This window comes from Halobiforma lacisalsi AJ5, assembly GCF_000226975.2.
GTDB classification, from domain to species: domain Archaea; phylum Halobacteriota; class Halobacteria; order Halobacteriales; family Natrialbaceae; genus Natronobacterium; species Natronobacterium lacisalsi.
The window spans coordinates 698,586-718,688 of sequence record NZ_CP019285.1 but is presented as its reverse complement, the minus strand read 5'-3'; the positions used below and the strand labels follow the sequence as shown (position 1 = coordinate 718,688).

16 protein-coding genes and 1 tRNA gene are annotated in these 20,103 nt (G+C 64.4%); 6 read left to right on the top strand and 11 right to left on the bottom strand.

The features are described 5' to 3' along the window. Nucleotides 1–6 precede the first annotated feature (6 nt). On the bottom strand, nt 7–780 hold the full coding sequence (locus CHINAEXTREME_RS03365) for a YqjF family protein (protein WP_007141053.1): 774 nt from the start codon (nt 778–780) through the stop codon (nt 7–9). A 290-nt stretch (nt 781–1,070) separates the two neighbouring features. On the opposite strand from CHINAEXTREME_RS03365, the gene CHINAEXTREME_RS03360 reads away from it, so the two are divergent. Continuing rightward, a complete protein-coding gene (locus tag CHINAEXTREME_RS03360; RefSeq protein ID WP_007141052.1) occupies nt 1,071–1,994 on the top strand; it encodes a transcription initiation factor IIB in 924 nt (307 codons plus the stop codon). 99 nt (nt 1,995–2,093) lie between these two features. On the opposite strand, the gene CHINAEXTREME_RS03355 is transcribed toward CHINAEXTREME_RS03360, so the two are convergent. After that, complete coding sequence (locus CHINAEXTREME_RS03355; protein ID WP_007141051.1) at nt 2,094–6,122, bottom strand: LAGLIDADG family homing endonuclease; 4,029 nt, start codon at nt 6,120–6,122, stop codon at nt 2,094–2,096. 298 nt (nt 6,123–6,420) lie between these two features. Beyond that, nucleotides 6,421–6,630, bottom strand: coding sequence for a hypothetical protein (locus tag CHINAEXTREME_RS03350; RefSeq protein WP_007141050.1), 210 nt, complete (start codon nt 6,628–6,630; stop codon nt 6,421–6,423). 200 nt (nt 6,631–6,830) lie between these two features. On the opposite strand from CHINAEXTREME_RS03350, the gene CHINAEXTREME_RS03345 reads away from it, so the two are divergent. Continuing rightward, nucleotides 6,831–7,028 carry a hypothetical protein gene (locus CHINAEXTREME_RS03345; RefSeq protein WP_007141049.1) on the top strand — a complete coding sequence of 66 codons (198 nt, stop codon included), beginning with the start codon at nt 6,831–6,833 and terminating at the stop codon, nt 7,026–7,028. A 533-nt stretch (nt 7,029–7,561) separates the two neighbouring features. Here CHINAEXTREME_RS03345 and CHINAEXTREME_RS03340 read toward each other — a convergent pair. After that, nucleotides 7,562–7,634, bottom strand: a tRNA-Pro gene (locus tag CHINAEXTREME_RS03340). A gap of 82 nt (nt 7,635–7,716) precedes the next feature. Between CHINAEXTREME_RS03340 and CHINAEXTREME_RS03335 the strand changes: the two genes are divergently transcribed. Together CHINAEXTREME_RS03335 and CHINAEXTREME_RS03330 are read left to right on the top strand one after the other, a co-directional pair. Then, nucleotides 7,717–7,974, top strand: coding sequence for a pro-sigmaK processing inhibitor BofA family protein (locus tag CHINAEXTREME_RS03335; protein ID WP_007141048.1), 258 nt, complete (start codon nt 7,717–7,719; stop codon nt 7,972–7,974). Between the two features lie 299 nt (nt 7,975–8,273). Beyond that, the gene (locus CHINAEXTREME_RS03330; protein WP_007141047.1) at nt 8,274–10,244 is read left to right on the top strand and encodes an MEDS domain-containing protein; all 1,971 of its coding nucleotides are present in this window, start codon (nt 8,274–8,276) and stop codon (nt 10,242–10,244) included. Nucleotides 10,245–10,255: 11 nt separating this feature from the next. Here CHINAEXTREME_RS03330 and CHINAEXTREME_RS03325 read toward each other — a convergent pair whose 3' ends face one another. Next, nucleotides 10,256–12,322 (bottom strand): DEAD/DEAH box helicase, encoded by a 2,067-nt coding sequence (locus tag CHINAEXTREME_RS03325; protein WP_007141046.1) that lies wholly within the window; start codon nt 12,320–12,322, stop codon nt 10,256–10,258. A 153-nt stretch (nt 12,323–12,475) separates the two neighbouring features. On the opposite strand from CHINAEXTREME_RS03325, the gene CHINAEXTREME_RS03320 reads away from it, so the two are divergent. Continuing rightward, nucleotides 12,476–14,929 carry a methyl-accepting chemotaxis protein gene (locus tag CHINAEXTREME_RS03320; protein ID WP_007141045.1) on the top strand — a complete coding sequence of 818 codons (2,454 nt, stop codon included), beginning with the start codon at nt 12,476–12,478 and terminating at the stop codon, nt 14,927–14,929. A 69-nt stretch (nt 14,930–14,998) separates the two neighbouring features. Here the strand turns inward: CHINAEXTREME_RS03320 and CHINAEXTREME_RS03315 are convergent, their stop codons facing one another. The 6 genes from CHINAEXTREME_RS03315 to CHINAEXTREME_RS03290 form a co-directional block, all read right to left on the bottom strand. After that, nucleotides 14,999–16,168 (bottom strand): ABC transporter substrate-binding protein, encoded by a 1,170-nt coding sequence (locus CHINAEXTREME_RS03315; protein WP_007141044.1) that lies wholly within the window; start codon nt 16,166–16,168, stop codon nt 14,999–15,001. A 49-nt stretch (nt 16,169–16,217) separates the two neighbouring features. After that, nucleotides 16,218–17,162 (bottom strand): ABC transporter ATP-binding protein, encoded by a 945-nt coding sequence (locus CHINAEXTREME_RS03310; protein ID WP_007141043.1) that lies wholly within the window; start codon nt 17,160–17,162, stop codon nt 16,218–16,220. Then, nucleotides 17,162–18,271, bottom strand: coding sequence for a FecCD family ABC transporter permease (locus tag CHINAEXTREME_RS03305; RefSeq protein WP_007141042.1), 1,110 nt, complete (start codon nt 18,269–18,271; stop codon nt 17,162–17,164). The genes CHINAEXTREME_RS03310 and CHINAEXTREME_RS03305 overlap by 1 nt, the downstream gene beginning before the upstream one ends. A gap of 99 nt (nt 18,272–18,370) precedes the next feature. Further along, nucleotides 18,371–18,793, bottom strand: a complete 423-nt coding sequence (locus CHINAEXTREME_RS03300) for a cupin domain-containing protein (protein ID WP_007141041.1) — start codon at nt 18,791–18,793, stop codon at nt 18,371–18,373. 126 nt (nt 18,794–18,919) lie between these two features. After that, the gene (locus CHINAEXTREME_RS03295; protein ID WP_007141040.1) at nt 18,920–19,114 is read right to left on the bottom strand and encodes a cold-shock protein; all 195 of its coding nucleotides are present in this window, start codon (nt 19,112–19,114) and stop codon (nt 18,920–18,922) included. An 87-nt stretch (nt 19,115–19,201) separates the two neighbouring features. Next, nucleotides 19,202–19,420, bottom strand: coding sequence for a hypothetical protein (locus tag CHINAEXTREME_RS03290; protein ID WP_007141039.1), 219 nt, complete (start codon nt 19,418–19,420; stop codon nt 19,202–19,204). Between the two features lie 84 nt (nt 19,421–19,504). On the opposite strand from CHINAEXTREME_RS03290, the gene CHINAEXTREME_RS03285 reads away from it, so the two are divergent. Beyond that, the gene (locus tag CHINAEXTREME_RS03285; protein ID WP_007141038.1) at nt 19,505–19,966 is read left to right on the top strand and encodes an Lrp/AsnC family transcriptional regulator; all 462 of its coding nucleotides are present in this window, start codon (nt 19,505–19,507) and stop codon (nt 19,964–19,966) included. Nucleotides 19,967–20,103: the final 137 nt, after the last annotated feature.

Sequence of the window (20,103 nt, the reverse complement as noted above, 5' to 3'; positions counted from 1 at the left end):
GAACGGTCAGCCCTGCAACCGTCTCGGAATCGACCCCGTCATCTCGAGTTCGCCACAGAAGTAACAGACCGGCTCCCCCTCTGGCTCCGGTAATCCGTTCGCCTCGAACAGCGTGTTCTCGTGGATCGTCACCTCCGCCGGCCGCAACGGCCACCGATCGTGGGCGATCTCGCCCGTCAGGACGCCCTGCCGCTCCGGTGCGTAGAACCGTCGGCGCTCGGTGAGCCAGTACTCGAGCGTCCCGTGGTCGGCCCTGAACGTCTCCCCGGTCGGCCCGTAGGTCGCGTCGAACCGGGCCTCGCCCGCGCCCGACACGGTCCGATACCGCGAGCGGCGACTCGAGAACGCCACCTCGTTCCCGTCGGCCCCGATCCGCATCCGGGCGTACCTGACCGGTAACCGCGTCGTCCGTCGGACCAGGGACGCTATAACCGAATCACCCACGTCGATGCTGAAGAAGAACAGGCCGGAGTCGCCGCCGTACCGGACGTAGGTCCGAACGTTGAGTTCCGGGAAGGCGGTCCGCACGATCGACGGCGATCCGCGGAGGCCGACGTCGGCGAGTACGAACGGCAACACGCTCACCCAGGCCCGTCCGTCCCGGGTCTCGAGGGTCACCTGATCCGGCACGTGCGGGCGCAGGTCGCCGGGGTCGACGGGCCAGTGGGCGAACAGCCCGTCCCGCCAGGTCATCGCTGCGACGTGGGGCGCTCGCGGCGTCGACCGACTTCCGCTCGCGCTTCCCTGTTCGTCCGGAACGTCTGGCTCGCTATCGTTCATCTGGGGGACACGTCCCCCGGGCTACCACGGGAACTCGCATAAAATACCGTGTGGCGTATCAGCTCCGATGGTCATTGTACTAGAGTAGCGACTGAAACGATTCCTTCACCGATCGTACAGCGGTCGTACGATCGAGGACGCCTCGACTTTCAGTAGCGACTATAAGCGTCGCCATCGGATCTCGGTCTACCTCGTACGAATAATTTCTTCCTCTTTTACCTTAATATATTCTAATCCATTAAATTAAATAGGTGGACGGAACCACGTTTGAACGATACTGGGGATTTCCAATGGCTGACCCCGATTCGACTCCAACGTGCCCAGAGTGCAACGGTGTACTACGGACCCGTGACGCCGAGATCGTCTGCGAGCAGTGCGGTCTCGTCGTCGACGAAGACGCGATCGATCACGGTCCCGAGTGGCGATCGTTCGACGACGAGGAGATCGACCGACGACGAACCGGCGCGCCGCTGACCCGGTCCCGACACGACCGCGGTCTCTCGACCGAGATCGGCTACGGTTCGAACGCAAGCTCGAGTTACAACGCCCGCCTCACCGGTCGAAAGCGCAGACAGATCGCCCGCTTGCGGCGGGAGCACAACCGGGCGCGCATCTCCTCGAAAGCCGAGCGCAACCAGGTGTATGGGTTCGCAGAGATTCGACGGGTCAACGCCCTCCTTTCCCTTCCGGACTGCATCCGCGAACAGGCGTGTGCGCTTTTCGAATCCGCCCAGTCGGCCGACCTCTTCCAGGGCCGGTCTCTCGAGGGGTTCGCTGCAGCGACGATCTACGCGACGTGTCGGACGCGGTCGATCGCCAGAACGGTCGACGAGATCGTCGACGTCGCCCGCGCGGACGGGAGCGAACTCCGGGCGGCCTACGACGCGTTGAACCGCGAACTGGGGCTACCGACGGGGCCGATCGACCCCACCGAATACCTCCCGCGGTATGCGACGAAACTCGAGCTCGACACCGACGTCGAGAAACGCGCCCGCGAGTACGCGACGGCCATGATCGAGGCCGGTCGCGTGGGCGGGCGCAACCCGAGCGGCGTCGCCGCGGCCTGTCTCTACAAAGCGGCCGGTGACCGCGAGGAGTGGCCCTCGGTCACCCAGGCCGACGCTGCCGACGCTGGCGACGTCGCACCGGTGACCATCCGGTCGACGGTAGACGTGTTACGGGACATCGGCCACAGGGAACTGCCCGCGGACTGATACGGATCCCTGTCCCGATGTATCGGCGCAACCGCCGCCACGGTCCGGGTCGCGGCTGCGCCGGAACGGACTACAGTAAACCGTATGAGAAAGCGAATATCAAGTCGTCCGCAGGTTGTCCGTACTCGGCTCGTAGACCTCGCCTTTCTGTTTGAGCTTGTCGATCTCGTGTTCGGCCTTGGACTGATCCATGCCGATCTCTTCGGCCCGCTCTAAGACGATGTCGACCGGCGCGCCCTCGTCGTACTCCTCCTCGATGTCGCCGATGAGCTGTTTGATGTTCTTGATCCGGTCGCGCTGGGACTTGGAGGTGCCGGCCTCGACGATGTCGGCGTCGAACTCGCCGGTCTCGGGGTCGACGCCGATGTCCTGGAGACACGAGTGGACGATGTCGATCACCCGCTCGGCGTCGGCCCGCTCGACGGTGTCCGAGAGTCGCACGCGGGCGCTGGCCTCCGAGAGCCGGACCAGGGCCTCGAGTTTCCGGGCCGTGACGGGCACCGCCGCGTCCTCGTCGGTTCCCTTCGAGCGCAGGTCGACGTAGAAGTCCCGGATCGCCTCGCGGGCCGCCTCGGTCATCCGCGGGTGGCAGTTCTGTTTCGCGTAGGCGATGTACTTCCGGAGGAGTTCGGAGTCGATTTCGGGGTCGACCTGCTCGGTCATCTGTTCGATCTCGTCCTGATCGACGTCCAGGTTGGTCATCTGCTCGCGCTGGGTGGTCAATTCGCCCGCGTAGTTGGTGGTGAGGATGTGTTCCGCCAGGTTGCGGTCTTTCTCCTCGTCGGGCTGGTCGGTGACCGTAAAGATCAGATCGAACCGTGAGACGAGCGCCGGCTCGAGGTCGATCTGCTCGCTGATGGGTTCGTACTGGTCGAAACGGCCGTACTTGGGGTTTGCCGCCCCCAGCAGCGAACAGCGGGACTTCAGTGTGGCGTTGATCCCGGCTTTGGAGACCGAAATCTTCTGCTGCTCGAGGGCTTCGTGCATGGCACTCCGGTCCTCCGAGTTGTGGACGACCATGCCGTTGGCGATGAAGTTGTGGGTCCCCTCGACTGTGAGGTCGTACACTCGAGGTCGATCCCGCCGTTCGATCTCCTCGAGAAGGTTCGAGATCCGACGCCGTTTCTCGTCGAGTAGTTTCTCGCAGACGGATCGAACGGTATCGAAGTTTTCGACGTCGACGGTTTCGGAGAACCACCGCGAGACGGTCGATCCTGCGACGTCCATCTCCGACGCAACCTGCTGGAACGACACACCGTACGCCTCGAGCCGCTCTCGGAGTTCATCCCACGTTTCGGCCGGTTCGTCGTCTTCGAGCAGGGAACGTGCCCGTTCTCGAGCCGGATCGACGGTTCCCGTGCCGAGTTCATCGGCGAGACGCTGTTCGAGAACCCGAACTCTGGTGTCGGTGTGATCTCGCGAGTCGATTCGGCGGACGGTTTCCACCCGACGCCACTTCACGTCGCTCTCGATTAGCTCTCGAAGTGGGCCGAGATCGACCGACGCCGGCGTCTCGAGGAGTTCGCGAAGTCGGTTGCGGATCCGTTCTCGGAGGTCGGCATCGCCTCCCCACCGAGCCGAGAGTTGCTGCTGGGAAATCTCCATCTCTGCGGCCAGTTCCCGTTGCGAGACGTGGTAGCGCTCGCGGAGTTCGGAGAGCCGGCTCCAGGACGTCTCCGTCGCGAGTTCATCGTGATGTTCTCCTGCCTTCCGTTTTCGATCTTCGAACGTTTCGAGGATCGTTTTGGAAAGCCGAAGTGACGCGTTTGCGTCCCCGTTTTCGAAGTTGCAGTACGTTGGATCGCTCTCGAGACCGCACTCGGATTGGTGTAGGCGGAGCGCACCACGAGCCTGTTCGAACAGTTCACCACAGTCCGGCAGTACATCTATGATGGATCTCGTTCCCGTCGTCCGTTCACAGGCGCGTTCTAACGAACGCTGCTTCCGGCCGAGAGTGAATCCGATATAGCGGTCGAACGCGGCGAGTGATTCGTCGGACGTGATCGCGAGCACGAACTGGTCGCGTTTTCCGTCCCTCGTTCGCGTCTGTATCTGACTCGAGATACCGAACTCGAGTAGCAGCATTTTCGTCCCGAGCAGCAATTCGTAACTCGAGGAGGAGATTTTGACCGCGCGCTCGCCGACGGTCCCCTCTGAGTCCGCAAGGGCACGAACGAATGCCGCCTTCGTTTCTCGGGATGCGTCGGTCACTTCCTCCGGAAGCCGTTTTCCGTCGTAGTTCTCGAGGTTTGCCCTCGACTCGAGGAGTTCGTCCACGTACTCTTTCCCGTGTACACGGACCGTTCCAACGCCGTCGTCTCGTTGTTCGCTCGGATGGCGAACCGGTTGTGTCTCGAACGCGTCGACACATGCCTCCTCAAAGTCGGTCAACAGTTCTTCTTCCTTGTTCGTAAAGCGGAAGCCGTAGCACCCCTCGTCGCGGTCGTAGAAGACGTTTCCGTCGCCGGCGATGTATCCCAAAACCGCGCCGTGTGAAGGGGTCAACTGTCGTGGTCCTGTTTCTGTACCGTTCGAAGGTAATACGCTGACGCCACCGTCTGTCACTTCCGACGGGATGTTCTTGGGAACGAATACCCAGTCCCCTTCGTTCAGTTCCTGTGCTTGGCGTTCGTCCCGCTTTCCGTTCTCCAAGACGAAGAACGGGTGGTCGGCCGTCGTCGTTACCTGTTCCCCACTTTCTAGCGTGACCTCGAGGAGTTCGTCGGGTGCATCGTACTCGTGAATGGCCTGGACGTCGCGCCTGACGATGGTCCCGTCTTCGGTCATCGTCCAGACGTCCATATCGACGTCCCGAATCGATCGTCCGTTCTCGAGTTCCTCGACTGTACCGTCTCGTATCGCTTCGTAGGCGAGTTCGCGAACCGGTCTGATTCCGTTATTGGTATGAACTAATGTATCCCCCGTGACACACCGCATCTTGTCGAGTTCGTCGACCGCCGCGATACCCTGGTCCGCGAGAACCAAAGCCCCTGCCTCGAGCGTCCACTGCTGGCCATCGCCGAAGTCGTCGCGGACGGCGGCGGCGGTGAGACCGGCCGAGGACGAACCCTTACCGGAGGTGTAGACGGACCGAGGTGCGATATTTTGTATATATCCGATCATTTGAGACTTTCCTGTACCCGGATCCCCGATCAACAGCATATGCAGGTCGCCCCGAATTCGCGATCCGTCCGGCAACTGTTTCGTCACGCCCGAGAACAGTTGCAGGACCATTGCGAGTTTCTCCTGCTCGTAGCCGTAGATCGAAGGTGCGATCGAGCCGACCATCCGCTCGTAGACGTCCTCCTGGTTGGAGATCTCGTAGATTCGCTTTTTGTCCTCGTCGGTGATGTTCATGTCCTCGAACTGTTCTTCCTCGATCTCGACGGACATCCCCTCCATGTAGAAGTCGAAGACCGGGGACTTGTCCTGCCCGTCGCCCTGCTGCTCGAGGCGGAGGACGCCGGTCGCGGAGACGTGGTCGCCGGGGGTGACCTCGCCGGTGATGTCGTCCTCGACGTTGACGTCGAGCGACTGCGGGGTCTCGCCGCCGCGCAGGCCCTCGGGGCTCTCTTGAATCCGGAGCTTCTGGGAGTCGACGAACTCCGACTGGTCGAAGTTGACCTGGAACGGTCCCTGGCGTTCACACCCCTGGCACTCGTGGGGTTCCTGGAAATCGCCGCTGGACTGCGGAACGCGCGTCAGCGTGCCACAGAGCTGGCACTCGAAGGCGGCCTCCTCGATCTTGGGACGGACGTCGGTCGCTTTCCGGACGATGCCCCGGACCTCGACCAGCGAGTTCATGTCCCGCGAGCGGATCTCCCGGATCTCGGGGGACTCGGTGTCGGGGAGGTTCCGGATCCGGACGTGGGCTCGCCCGAGGCTGACGTCTATCGGGAGGTCGTACAGCCGAAGGGCCTCCTCGGCGTAGCGCTGGAGCTGTTCAGGCTGGGCGAGAAAGTCGTCGGCGAGATCCGGATCGAACCGGTAGAGGTCCTGCCAGTCGACGTGCAGCGAGCGCTGCTCGTTGGGGTACTGCTGCGCAAGCTGTTTGATCTCGTTGTCGTAGTAGTTGCGAAAGAACTGCTCGAAGGAGTCGACGAGTTCGGAATTTCCCGCTTGCGCCATTGCACTGTGTTACGGTCGCCACGGCGTATAAATGTGGGCAAAGCGGGGCGAAACTGATCGCCGGCGGCGGTGACCGTGGTCGCGTCGCTCGAGTGTGTGTCGCCGTTCCCGGTCGGTCGTCGTTCCCGGTGGTTTCGCCGCTGTACGCGGTCGAACGTGGAGGTGACGCCTGAGACGGCCGCAGAAAGGCGAACGAAGCGTTCGGGCCACGTCGAACGTTCGTTCCGGCGAAGACACACGCCGTGTTTCTCCCTGTCTGTCTTTCACGTGGCCACGTCGGTTCGTTGGACAGTCCGGATTATGTATGTACGGCCAATCTCTTTTGGTACTGCCTTCGCGAGATCCGGATCATTCCCTCGACGACGGGCGAGAGGATTCCGAGGACGAACTCGAGGACGACCAGCACCACGAGCAGGGTCGCGACCAGCGGAATCGTGAGCGCGATCCCGTTGACGAGCCACCGTTTCGGCTTGGGTTTCAGTTTCCGTCGCATCGCGGAGGGCGACATGCGCCGGAAGCTTGCCGCTCTCGGGCGGAAACGGTTCGGCTTGCAGCGACTACACTGCCCGGCGTCCCTCGAGTCGTCGCCCGTTCGGGTCCGGAGGAGCTATCGTCTCGAACGACTGTCGTTACTACTGTCACAACACCGCTGTTACTCCGTTCTTCCTCTCACTGCCGTTAGGTGGCGACCGTGGCGACGTCGAACCGATGTCCGACGACGATTCCGAGTCGCGAGTCGTGGCCGCCTGTGTCGACTGTGGATCGGTGTACGCCGCTCTCTCCAGGTCCGACGGAATCCGACCGATCGGTACTCGAGACGGCTGTGCGTCCTGTGGTGGTACCGAGTTCACGACGCTCGAGGAGCTGTCGGAGGGGACCGGTCCGGTAGACCCGGACGATGATTGATCGCCGGGGAAGGGCGTTCGACGGTGGCCTGGCTGGTGATTGATCGGTTCGGTTCGTCGGTGTCCATTCCATACTAATTCCTTATATTCGTTGTACGATCTACCGGTTCCTATTGGATTTCGGTGGTCGTGTGGACACCTAGTACGGGGTTCTTATTACGAACGAGCGAATCTATCCGGTGCAGTCGGAGCATCGCCCGCCGATCAAATCCCATACCTTGCCAACGAACCGCTGCATTGGTGTCGCCGCGGGTCGACGACACACCGACTCGCGGCCCCACTTCTGCCCTCGAGTGTCACTCCACGGGCCAGGAGCGACGGCTCGAGCGCTGTGACTTCCAGGGTTCAAAACCCGGCCGATATGACGACTGTGCGTCACGGGTCCGTTCGGCACAAAAGTAGTGGGGTCGCCCGGCTTTGAACCACGCCCGAGAACCTGCGCGGAGCGCGGAACTTCGGCTATCTCGAATCCGGGATCCGGGTTTTCTAATTTTCCAATGGCCGTCGCTCACACGTTTGCTCGCGGTAGCAATATGGGATCGCCCGGATTTGAACCGGGGTCACGGGCACCCAAGGCCCGAAGTATACCAGGCTAACCCACGATCCCGTACCCTCACTTTCGGGTCGACGTCATAAAGGGTTTCGTTCCGGTCCGAACGGTTTTGTTCGTTGCATGGCTAGAGTCGGCCATGGTTACAGGACTCGAGATCCTCCTGCTGGTCCTCGTGCTCGCTGCGGTTCTGGGTGCCTCCACGATCGTCCAGACCGTCCGGCCCTTCATCGTCAACGCGGTGGTCGGCCTCATCGTGTTGTTCCTCGCGCAGGCGGTCTTCGGCCTCTCGGTGGCCGTCACGCCGATCGCCCTGGTGATCGTCGCGCTCGGCGGATTCCCCGGCGCGTTGCTGGTCATCTTGCTGTCGCTGTTCGGGGTCGCGTTCGTCCCCTGACCGGGACGGCCAACGGTCATCGACGGTTTCGTTTTCCGTAAGCTACCGGAGGAGTGGTACAGTCGATACGGCGTCCTGCTCCGGTATAATTATGGGTAAGTTGACATTTCCCGCGACGCATTTTTCCCGCTCAGTCGTCTTCGATGGATGATGAACGGGACCCCGATTACAGCGATCGACCCTGCGGGCAGCGACCCGCAGCGTGTTTCACCCTCCACATCGGCCGCCTGCCCGAGCGCGCGTTACCCTCCACTCGAGCCGACACTCGAGCCGATGCTCCGAACGCCGCGGGTGAAACGGTGAGCGAACGGACCGGCGCGTCCGCCGTCTCGAGTGCGGACGCCGACGCGAACGCGGACGAGGTCACCCTCGAGACGGGGTTCGAGGCCCTCCGGGCCAGCCCGTCGTTTCGCGGACCGGCAGAACCCCTCGAGGACCACGAGCACGAACACGCGAACGACCACTTCGCGCTCATCCACGAGTCCGAGGCGGAGCAGTTTGCGGCCGCGATGCCGTTCGTTCGGCAGGGGCTCGAGCGCGACGAGCGGTGTCTGTACATCACCCACGACCACACTGCGGCCGAGATCGAGGCTGCGATGCGGGCCGACGGGATCGACGTCGACGTCGCCCTCGAGTCCGGGCAGTTGTCGATCCACGACGGGGACGAGACGTACCTCCGGAACGGCACCTTCAGTGCGGACGAGACGATCGAGTTCCTCGATGCCGCCATCGCGGAGGCCACCGAGGAGTACGAGGCGCTCCGAGTGACCGGCGAGATGAGCAGCGTCCTCCGCGAGGATCCCGCAGGCGAGGAACTCGTCGAGTGCGAGGCCAAGGCCAACTACCTCTTCGACGACGTGGACGGCATCGCGCTCTGTCAGTACGACCGGAACCGGTTCCCCGCGGACGTCATCCGCGATGTCATCAGCACCCATCCGATCCTCGTCCAGGATGATCGGGTCAGCTACAACGTCTACTACACGCCACCCGGGGAGTTCTTCGGCCCCGAGAAGTCGACCCGCGAGGTCGACCGACTGATGGGCTCGCTCCGGGACCAGACCGACACGAAGGTCGAACTCCAGCGGCGCGAACGCTTCCTGCGCGAGAGCTACCGGATCACCTCCGATCCGGACCTCGAGTTCGAGTCGAAACTCGAGCGGTTGCTCGATCTCGCGCGAGAGTGGATGGGCCTCGAGGCGGCGGGGGTGACGAACCTGCCGTCGTGGGACGACCGGTTCCACAACGAGTACACGGTCGGGAACGGCTGGGGCGGCCCGGACGACGAACTGTGGACCGACCCGAACGAGGGGTGTTACTGCCGGAAGGCGATCAGCGCAGACGAACCGGTCGGGATGACGGACGTCCGCGGAACCGAGTGGGAGAACGACCCGATCTACCGGAACTACGGGCTGACCTGCTATCTCGGGACGAAGATCACCGACGGCGATCGCCCGTACGGGACGCTGTGGGTCGGCGACACCGGGCCCCGCGACCGCCCGTTCACCGACACGGAACGAACCTTCCTCGAGTTGCTGGGTCGGTGGGTCAGTTACGAGATCGAACGGAAACACCGCGAGGAGGCGCTCGAGCGGTCGAACGAACGGCTCGAGCAGTTCGCCTACGCCGCCTCCCACGACCTGCAGGAGCCCCTTCGGATGGTCTCGAGCTACCTGCAACTGCTCGAGGGCCGGTACGGCGACGACCTCGAGGGCGACGGCGAGGAGTTCCTCGAGTTCGCGGTCGACGGGGCCGACCGCATGCGCGAGATGATCGACGGCCTCCTGGAGTACTCGCGGGTCGAAACGCAAGGGGAGCCGCTCGAACCCGTCGACCTGGACGACGTGCTCGAGGACGTCCTCGCGGACCTGCAGCTACAGATCGAGGAGACCGACGCCGAGATCACGGTCGACTCGCTCCCGCGCGTCGAGGGGGACAGGAGCCAGCTCCGCCAGGTGCTCCAGAACCTGTTCGACAACGCGATCACCTACAGCGGCGACGACCCGCCGCGGATCCACGTCGACGCGACGCGGCGGCGCGAGGAGTGGGTCGTTTCGGTTCACGACGACGGGATCGGTATCGATCCGGAGGAACAGGAGCGCGTGTTCACCGTCTTCGACCGGCTCCACGGTCGCGACGAGTACGAGGGGACGGGAATCGGCCTGGCGCTCTGTCGGCGCGTCCTCGAGCGCCACGGCGGCGACATCTGGGTCGACTCGGAGCAGGGCGAGGGTTCGACGTTCTCGTTCACGCTGCCGGCTGCTGACGTCTAGCGACCGGCAGTTTAGAGGTCCGCGTCCTGGAGTTCGATGTCCGCGACGAGTTCGTAGGGGTGGGCGTCCTTCCGAATGCCGTCCAGCAGGGTGAACGCCTCGTCGGGGTCGAGGAAGTGTTCCGTCACCACTCGTCCCAGCGGCGTCGGTTCGAAGCCGTCGATGAAGTCGTACTGGAGCAGTTTGCCGATCGCGTGTTTCGTCGGAACCTGGCCGATCATCCGGTCGTTGAGCGCCTTCGCGGCCTTGCCGCCGACCGTGACGTTCGCCAGCGTCTCCTCGACGGCGGCCGACTCGTCGTACTCGGTCATCACCGGCTCCATCTCGCCTTTGAGGAGTTTGAACGCGACCTCGTCCTCGGTCATCTCCATCGAGTTGTGGTACGCACAGTCGGGTTCGACCAGCACGTACACTTTCCCCTTGTCGTGGTAGTCGGGGCGACCCGCGCGGCCGAGCATCTGGGAGAACTCCTGGACGGAGAGCCACTCGATGCCCATCGCCAGCGAGTCGAAGACGACCTGCGAGGCCGGGAAGTCGACCCCGGCAGCGAGCGCGGCGGTGGTCACGACCGCCGACAGGTCCTGGTCGCCGAACTGGCGCTCGACCTTCTTGCGGCGCTTGTAATCGAGCCCGGCGTGGTACGGCGCGGAGGAGTACTCGAGTTTGCGGGAGATCTCGTGACACCGCCGGCGGGAGTTCGTGAAGATGATCGTCTGGCCGCGATACCCCTTGGAGGATTCGCTGTCGAACTCGCGTCTGACCAGCTTGTTCTCGATCCGGACCTTCTCCTGGCCGTCGGCGAAGGTGACGTGGCGCTCGATCGGCACCGGCCGCTCCTCGAACTCGATGAGTTTCGCCTCGAGTTTCCCCGCTAACTCTTCGGGGTTACCGACGGTCGCCGAGAGGTAGACCCACTGGGCGCCCCCGTACTCGTCGCGGCGTTTCGCCCGCTGTTCGCAGGTGTACTTGAGCCGCGAGATCAGGCCGTCGAGCCGGTGGCCCCGCTCCTCTTCCTTGAGGGTGTGGACCTCGTCGATGACGACGGTGCCGATGTCGCCCATGTCCTTGCCCGTCCGCAGGGCGTGGTCGATCCCCTCGTAGGTACCGACGATGACGTCGGCGTTCGGGTCGAACTGCTCGCCCTCGTCTGCGATCCGGCTCGCGCCGACGCGGATCGAGACGTCCACGAGGTGGCCGTACTCCTCGGTGAAGTCCTCGTACTTCTGGTTTGCCAGTGCCACCAGCGGGACGAGAAACAGCATCTTCCCCTTGCCGTTTAGGACGCGGTTGATCCCGGCCATCTCGCCGACCAGCGTCTTCCCGGTCGCCGTCGCGGAGACGACCATCTGGTCGTCGCCGTCGAACAGCCCGTTCTCGACCGAGAGGCTCTGGACCGGCAGCAGGGTGTCGAACCGGTCCTCGAGCAGGTTCTGCAGGCCCGGGTGCAGGTTCAGCGAGTCGGTCCGGACGGGGTCGACCTCGTCGGTCGTCGCCGAGATCGTGTCGAACTTCGTCAGGTCGGGATCGAGTTGCCCCTTCAGGAGGTTGACGATCCGTTCGAGGTCCTGGACCTCGAGCATGAGTTCCTCGAGGCGTTCCTTTGCAGCACCGGTGACGTCGCCGCCGCCGCTGTAAGTGAGCTGACGCTCGAGTTCCTGGCGGGCGCAGTCCCGACAGATCCAGTCGTTGTCGTCCTTGACGGCGGTGTCGGTCGTGATCGGAGAGTACCGACCCGAGGAGGCACAGTACCGGCAGGTCCGCACGGTCTTTGCCTTGTCCTCGAGCTGGTACCCCGCGAGCATCTCCGTGAGTTCCGCGCGGGCCTCCGGGGAGGTCTGTTCGGAGATGCGGATGCGCTTCGCACGGCGGGCGAGTTCGACGAACTCGTCGGGCTGGCGGGGCTCCTCGCTCGAGCCCTGCTTGAGTCGGAACTTGGCCGGACGGGGGCCGGCCGAGGTTTCCGAGAGGACGAGCCGCGCCCGAAAGAGTCGATCGCCGTCCCGTTTGACGACGACGAGGTAGTCGTCACCCGTCTCGTGACAGAATATCGTTTCGACGTCCTGGACCTGCTGCGACACGATCACGGTTAGGACGGGGCGGTATTTCAGCGGTTCGGACTGGGACGAGCCGACGCCGCCGTACGACCGGATCCGTACTGGTCACGAGTCCTCTATAGCCGTACGTGAAACTCTTACAAAACTACATGTTTCGAGGAGCAGTCGCCTCAGTCGATGGGTCCGGATCCATGGGCGCTCGTCCCGGTGATACGCCGTCGTTACGCGCTTCGATTCACAATCGCTCTCATCGTCGTCGTACTCGTCGTCGGCGCGTTCGGCGGGGTTATCTACGCACACACCGGTAACGAGCTCCAGACCGACGTTCAGGAACAACTCGTTACGGATGCCGAAACCGACGCCGACCGTCTCGGAACGTGGCTCGAGTCGTCCGAGCGGTACGTCGAATCGATCACCCGGTCGTCGGTGTTCCGGAACGACGATCGGTTCGCGATCACCGGTTCGTTGAATCGGCTCGCCGACCGGCCGGGGTTCGAGGGGGCGTACTACGTCGACTCGAGGACCGGCTCCGTCGACACGCACGCCGGAACCGACGAAATCGTCGAGGACGGGCAGCTACGGGTCGACGTCGACGAGCGAATTTCGTCGACGACCGACGGAACGTCCGAAGTCGCCTTCTCCGATCCGTTCGAGACCGGCGCAGGACGGCCGGTACTTCTCACCGTCAGCGAGGTTCCCGGTGATTCCGACCACGTCGTCGTCGGACTCGTCGACCTCGAGGCCCTATCGGAGTACGTGCTCGGAAGCGACGAAACCGGCAACGTCTCTGTCGCCGACTCGACCGGTACGCTCGTCCTCGCGGACGATCCGTCGCTGCTTCTGACGACGGCCGACCTCGAGTCGATCGATCCGGGAGACGGATCGGACACCGTGACCGTCGATACTGACGCCGGTCGTGCAGTCGTCGGGTACGCACCAGTCGAGGAGAAAGGGTGGACGCTAACGACCCGGGTTCCGACGGGGGAGGCCTACTCGTTGCAGTCGGACGTCTCGAACCAGATCCTTGCGATGTTGGGTGTCGTCTTCTTCGGCATGCTCGCGCTCGGTGCGACCATCGGCCGGAACACCGCACGCTCACTGCGAACCCTTTCCGAGCGGGCCACCGCCATCGAGGGAGGTGACCTCGAGACGCCGGTCGAGTCGGACCGTCGGGACGAACTCGGGGAGCTCCACCGCTCGCTCGACCGAATGCGTCGGTCGCTCCGGGATCGACTCGAGGAGGCCGAGCGAGCCCGCACGGAGGCCGAACGGGAGCGCGAGCGGGCCGAATCGGCTCGAGCGGAGGCCGAACGGGCCCGCGAGAAGGCCGAGCGAGCCACGGCCGAATCGGAGGCGTTCTCCCGACAGTTAGAGCGGACGGCCGACGACTACGGCGAGGCGATGCGGGCGTGTGCGGACGGCGACCTCACGCGGCGGCTCGAGCCCGACGCGGAGAGCGAGGCGATGGCGACGGTCGCCTGCGAGTTCAACGCCATGATGGACGACATCGAGGAGACGGTCGCCGCGAGCCGGGCATTCGCGGACGCGGTCGACGAGGCGGCCGAGTCGACGGTCGACGGCGTGGTCGAGGTGGAGACAGCGGCCGAACGGGTCGCGACCTCCGTCCAGGAGATCTCGGACGGCGCGGAACGTCAGAGCGAGCACCTCGCAGCCGTCGGGAGCGAGATCGAGGACCTCTCGACGACGACCGAGGAGATCGCCGTGACCGCGTCCAACGTCGCCACGCTCGCGGAACGAACGGCTTCGACCACCGCGTCCGCACGCGAATCGGCCCAGCGTGCGATCGAGGGGATGGACACCATCGCGGCCGACGCCGACGACGCCGTCGCCGAGGTCGACCGACTCGAGGACGAGATCGCAGCGATCGACGACCTACTCGAGTTTATCCGGGAAGTGGCCCAGCAGACGAACATGCTGGCGCTGAACGCGAACATCGAGGCCGCGCGCTCGCGGTCATCGGGGTCGGCCGGCAGTTCCGTCTCCGGGTTCACGACCGTCGCCGAGGAGATCAAAGCGCTCGCCGAGGACACCGAGGACGCGGCAGCGGACGTCGAGAGTCGCCTCGAGGCGGTTCGTGCCCAGACGGACCGCGTCGTCGCGGTCGTCCGGGAGACCGACGAACGGATCGGAACGCACCGCGACGCCGTCGAATCGTCGCTGTCGTCTCTCGAGGAGATCTCGACGCATGCGGAACGGACCAACGAGGGGATCCAGGAGATTTCGGCGGCGACCCAGCAGCAGGCCGCGGCGGCCCGGGAAGTCGCGACCAAGGTCGAGGACGTGACGGCGATCAGCGACCGGACGAGCGCCGAATCGGAGACGGTCGCGGCGGCCGCGGAGGAACAGACGGCGTCGCTCGGCGCGGTCTCCGGGACCGCGACCTCGCTGTCCGAGCGGGCGGACGAACTCTCGAGCGTGCTGTCGTCGTTTACGGTCGCGGCGGAACGGGCCGGGGAGGAGACGTCGCCGGCAGAGGACACAACCCGAACCGGGGATGGAGACGGGGGCGACCCTCTTGAGGCCGAATTGATCGGGGATGGGGACGGGGGCGACGAGAATTCAGGTCCGACCGAGGAATCGCCGCCTGCGTCGCCTCCTGCCTCGCGGTAGAACGCCCGTCGGGGCCCGAAGCGAGTGTGGGTTCGGTCCGCTGCCTCGGCTACGGCGTCGCGTGCCGCGTTACAGGTCGCCCTCGACGATCTCGACCACGCGGTCGCGGTCGAACAGTTCCTCGTCGACGTCGTAGACCTGCTTTGCCGCCCGTTCCGTGAGCACGAGGTTCGTGATCGGGCCCTGGTACAGCGGGCCGCCGCGGTAGACGTCGCCGTTCTGAACCGCCTCGAGGTCGCTCGCCACGTTGTGGTCCTCCATGTACGCCCGGACCGTGTCGGCGAACTCGTCGGCCGTCTTCCCCTCGTGACCGCGAAGGAGGATCACGTCGGGGTCGACCTCGAGCAGGGTTTCGTAGTCGACCTCGGACCGGCCGGCGTGGAAGTCTTCCACGTCGGTTTCCGCGAGCGCGTCCGTGACGTCGAGGTCGCGCCACTGCTTGAAGCTCGTTCCCCCGTCGATGATGTACGGGGAGAACGAGTCGGGTTCGTCGCCGCTGGCCCACATGATCGCGACCGATGGACGGTCGTCCTCGGAGGGGACGACGTCCTCGAGGGTTGCCTGGAACTCCTCGTGGAGCGACTCGAAGGCCTCGTAGCGTTCCCGCTCCTGGAAGACCTCGGCCAGCTTTTCGAAGGCCTCGTACAGCGACAGGTACTCGTAGTCGTGCCACTCGTAGCCCCGGGAGAAGATGCTGTTGCCGAAGAAGGGGGTCCCGGTCGCCTCGATCTGGGTGATGTCGTCCTCGTCCCAGTGATCGGTTCGACCGATGGGGAAGTTCGGGTCGATGACGAACACGTCGACCTCCCCGCTGAGTTCGAGGAACTGCTCGGGGTCGAGTTCGCCGCCCCAGAGGGAGGTCATGTCGCTTTTGTCGACGTCCAGTCCGGGGATCTCGTCGTACAGCTGGGTGTGGTACCGCGAGGTAAGGTAGACGGCCTCGGGGGGTTGTTGGCCGAGTGCGATCCCCATGTCGGCCCAGCTTCCGTTGTTGGCGGCCCACGTTTCGGGCACCGAGTCGAACTCGACGGTACCGACCGGTTCCATCGTCACGGAGTAACTGTCGCCGTCCTCGTCGCCGCTTTCGTCGCCGGCGTTGTTTCCACCGCCGGAGCCGCCGCCGGTCTCGGTCTCCTCGTCCTCCCCGTCGTCGGACGTACAGCCGGCGATGAGGCCCGTCCCGGCCAGCGCTGCGGTCGTTCGAAGTACGTGTCGTCTCCGCCACTGATCGTCGGTCATGGTTTTTAGGCTAGCCTAAAAGTTGAAAAGGATTCCGAAACGCGCCGCGCTACCGCTCGTTTGCGTTCGAAAGGGATCGCTTGGGGAGAACCTGGAGTTCGGGTTCGTACTGGACCCGCGCCTCCACCTCGAAGACGTCGGCCAGCAGTTCTTCCGTGACGATCTCCTCGGGCGGGCCCCAGTCGTAGGGCTCGCCGTCGCACATCGCGATGAGGTAGTCGGCGAACCGCGCGGCTTGGGAGATGTCGTGGAGGACGACCGCGACGGTCACGTCCTCCCGCTCGTTCAACTCCCGGATCGTCTCGAGGACGCGGAACTGGTGGTGGAGGTCGAGGAAGGTGGTCGGCTCGTCGAGCAGCAGGATGTCGGTGTCCTGGGCCAGCACCATCGCGATCCAGGCCAGTTGCTTCTGGCCGCCGCTGAGTTGGCCGAGTTCCGCGTCGCGGATGTCGTCGATCCCCGCCAGGTCGATGGCCCGTTCGACCGCCTCCTCGTCCTCGGCCGTGAGCCCGTCGAAGAAGCCCCGGTAGGGGTATCGGCCGTGGTAGACCAGGTCCTCGACGGTGATGTCGCCGACCTGGTCGTTCTCCTGCGAGAGGATGCCGAGTTCGCGCGCGAGTTCCTTCGGGTCGAACGACTGGAGGTCGCTCCCTCGAAGCCGCGCCGTTCCGGCCGCAGGCTCGAGTTGGCTCGAGAGGGCCTTCAGCAAGGTGCTCTTGCCGCTGCCGTTCGGACCGACGAGAGCAGTGATCTCGCCCTCGGGGACGTCCAGTCGCGTGCAGTCGACGACCGGCTCCTCGCTGGTCGGGTACTCTAACTCGAGGTCGTCGGCCACGAGCGCGCTCTCGCGGGGCCGGTCGTCGGTTTCGGTCCCGGTAGCCGTATCGTCGTCCGCGTCGACGTTCACGTCCGCTCCCGCTCCGATACCATCGCGTCGCGTCGGAGGCTCGACGTCCGTGTCGGTTTCGCCTGTGTTCGTGGTCGGTTGCGTCATCAGAGTTCACCCATCGATCGCTGCTTGCGCATCAGATAGAGGAAGTACGGCCCGCCGATCAGGCCGGTGACGACCCCGACCGGCAACTGCGTTCCGCCGAGTGCCAGCCGCGCGCCGACGTCGGCGGTCACCATCAGGGCGGGGCCGGCAAACAGACAGCCGACCATCAGTCGCCGGTAGTCGCCGCCGAGGGTGTTCCTGACGATGTGGGGCACGACGAGTCCGAAGAAGCTCACGACGCCGGCGACCGAGATGGCGACGCTCGCGGCCAGGATGGCGACCGCCGAGAGGAGAAAGCGGACCCGTTCGACCCGCATGCCCAGCGAGCGGGCCGTCCGCTCGCCTAACAGGAGGACGTTGAGCTGTCTCGAGCCGGCGAGCGCGAGGCCGATGGCCAGGACTGCAGGCAGGACGGCAACCCGGACCTCGTCCCAGCCGGTCCCCGTGAGCGAGCCGGTGAGCCACGCGATCGCCGTCTGGACGACCCCGAGGTCGTCCGCGAAGAAGAACAGCCCCTGTTGGAGCGACTGAAAGACCATGTTGACGATGACGCCCGCGAGGACGAGCCGGACGGGGCTGGTCCCGTCCTTCCAGGCGATTCCGTAGACGAGCAGGAAGGCGATTGTCCCGCCGACGGCCGCGACGAAGGGCAGAAACGGCGCGAGGCCGCTAAACACCACGAGCGTCGCGAGAACGGCGAAGCCGGCCCCGGAACTCACGCCCAGCACGAAGGGGCTCGCCAGTTCGTTGCGGGTCACCGCCTGGAAGATCGCACCCGAGACGGCAAGCGTCGCGCCGGCGATGATCGCGACGAACACCCGCGGGAGCCGAATGTTCCAGACGACGATGCTGTTCCGGCCCATCTGCGGGAGTTCGCCGCCGAACAGGAACGCGTTCCAGGCGTCGGCATTCAATACCACGTCGGGGTTCGCGACCGCCCGCCAGGCCTCGAGGATCGTCATCGAGTACTCGCCGAAACTGACCTGGACGAGGCCCGCGGCGATCGTAACGATCGTGCTCGCGAGACAGAACAGTACGAGCGTCCCCGTGAGCCACCCCTCCTGTCGTCGGGCAGCGCCGTCCGTCCCGACGGAGTGCGATCCCGCCATTCACATTTAGGTCGCCCTAAAGAACGTTTAGTAGTTGCGATCCTCGCCGTGGCCGGTCTCAGAAGGGATCGGTTGGCGGACCTGAGACCGGTCGCGTCGTTACTCGAGCAGTTCGATCTCGTCGTCGCCGTTCGGTACCGCACAGAGGAAGGCACCGGGCTCGTCGCTCTCGTTGCGGTACCAGTGGACCGTTCCAGCGGGGATCAAAAGGGAGTCGCCGGCTTCGACCTCGTACTCCTCGCCGTCGGCGGGGTCGTTCGCCCGGGACCCTTCCGATCCGTCGCCGATCCCGACCGTGTACTCGCCCTCGAGGACGTACTGCTCGTGTTCGACCTCGTTCGTGTGAGGCGGTACCTCGGCTCCGGGCTCGAGGACGAACCGTCGGATCGCGAACGTCGGCGCGCCGTCGGTCTCGTCGATCAGGACGCCTTTCCGGAGGCCCTCAGCGGCGTCGATTGACTCGTACTCGATCTCCTCGCTCGAGCGGATCAGGGGTTCGGGATCTGCCTCTGTGTCTGCCATGTCCGTCGGTCCGCGGCGAAGCCACTAAACGCTACGCGTTCTCGGGTCGATCACGTCGCAGGAGATGGCTACCGCTGGTCGGTGTAAAATACTGCAATCAAGAGCCGATACCGCTGCGAATTCGCCTTACAGGCGCTCGACGTTCGTCGCGCGCGGGCCCTTGGGGGCCTGCTCGATGTCGAACTCGAGTTCCTGACCTTCTTCGAGGTCCGGGCCGCCGATGTCTTCCATGTGGAAGAAGACGTCCTCGTCCGCGTCCTCAGTTTCGATGAATCCGTAGCCGCCAGTGTCGTTGAAGAAATCAACGGTTCCTTGCGCCATTGCTTCTAAAGAGAACTGCCCGGAACGTATAAACCCTGCGACTCCGGGATCGTCTCCGGATCTGTCCGATCCCGGCTGCTTACCGTCTCAGATGCTGTCCCCGCCCTCGAGACGCTGCACAGAGATCGCGATGAAATACACCAGCATGAACAGGAAAAAGCCAACCGAGAGCCCGACCAGCTCCACCGTGCCCACGCCGCCGGGGTTGATCGCTGCGAAGACCACCATGCCGACGACGAACACCGCGATGATGAAGCCGCCAACGGCGTAGTAGAACCCCAGATCCGACTCGAGTCGTTCTCGCATGCGTGTTCCTTTCGGCTCCCAGTATAAGTATTCGAAGCCTTGTGGGCCGAAGTTCCTTATAGCGGCCGCGGCCAACGGGAGTGTATGTCGGAGTACGAGCTCGACGCGGTCGACCAGGAGATCCTCTACGCGTTACAGGAGGAGGCGCGGAACCTCTCTTCGAGCGAGATCGCCGAACGGACCGACGCCTCCTCGAGCACGGTCCGCAAACGCATCCAGCGACTGGAGTCGGAGGGGGTGATCAAAGGCTACAGCGCGAACATCGATTACACGAAGTCCGGCTACCCGATCCGGATGCTGCTCTTCTGTACGGCACCCATCTCCGAACGGGGGGAGTATATCGAGGACCTGCTGTCGATCCCGGGAGTCATCTCGGTGCAGGAACTGGTGAGGGGCGAGCGGAACCTCCTCGTAACCGTCGTCGGCGAAACCGACAGGGACGTCACCCCGATCGCACAACGGATCGCCGACATGGGACTGACGATCACCGACGAAGTGCTCGTTCGCAGCCACCGATCGACGGCGTTCGACGAGTTCTCTTCCTGACGCCGTCGGCGGCGTGTCCGTCTCCCGACGACCGGTGACTACTCCGGCTTGCGATTTTCCGAAAGCGAGCCGCTCGGCGCTCGAGCGGCCGGATTCGGTCCCTCATCATCTTTCGTACTGATGATAACGAACGATTT

Coding starts and splice junctions, on each gene's coding strand:
- CHINAEXTREME_RS03345 (WP_007141049.1), top strand. CDS start 6,831: ATGTCCGACGACGATTCCGAGTCGCGAGTCGTGGCCGCCTGTGTCGAC.
- CHINAEXTREME_RS03355 (WP_007141051.1), bottom strand. CDS start 6,122: ATGGCGCAAGCGGGAAATTCCGAACTCGTCGACTCCTTCGAGCAGTTC.
- CHINAEXTREME_RS03365 (WP_007141053.1), bottom strand. CDS start 780: ATGAACGATAGCGAGCCAGACGTTCCGGACGAACAGGGAAGCGCGAGC.
- CHINAEXTREME_RS03310 (WP_007141043.1), bottom strand. CDS start 17,162: ATGACGCAACCGACCACGAACACAGGCGAAACCGACACGGACGTCGAG.
- CHINAEXTREME_RS03290 (WP_007141039.1), bottom strand. CDS start 19,420: ATGCGAGAACGACTCGAGTCGGATCTGGGGTTCTACTACGCCGTTGGC.
- CHINAEXTREME_RS03320 (WP_007141045.1), top strand. CDS start 12,476: ATGGGTCCGGATCCATGGGCGCTCGTCCCGGTGATACGCCGTCGTTAC.
- CHINAEXTREME_RS03305 (WP_007141042.1), bottom strand. CDS start 18,271: ATGGCGGGATCGCACTCCGTCGGGACGGACGGCGCTGCCCGACGACAG.
- CHINAEXTREME_RS03335 (WP_007141048.1), top strand. CDS start 7,717: ATGGTTACAGGACTCGAGATCCTCCTGCTGGTCCTCGTGCTCGCTGCG.
- CHINAEXTREME_RS03350 (WP_007141050.1), bottom strand. CDS start 6,630: ATGTCGCCCTCCGCGATGCGACGGAAACTGAAACCCAAGCCGAAACGG.
- CHINAEXTREME_RS03295 (WP_007141040.1), bottom strand. CDS start 19,114: ATGGCGCAAGGAACCGTTGATTTCTTCAACGACACTGGCGGCTACGGA.
- CHINAEXTREME_RS03285 (WP_007141038.1), top strand. CDS start 19,505: ATGTCGGAGTACGAGCTCGACGCGGTCGACCAGGAGATCCTCTACGCG.
- CHINAEXTREME_RS03315 (WP_007141044.1), bottom strand. CDS start 16,168: ATGACCGACGATCAGTGGCGGAGACGACACGTACTTCGAACGACCGCA.
- CHINAEXTREME_RS03300 (WP_007141041.1), bottom strand. CDS start 18,793: ATGGCAGACACAGAGGCAGATCCCGAACCCCTGATCCGCTCGAGCGAG.
- CHINAEXTREME_RS03360 (WP_007141052.1), top strand. CDS start 1,071: ATGGCTGACCCCGATTCGACTCCAACGTGCCCAGAGTGCAACGGTGTA.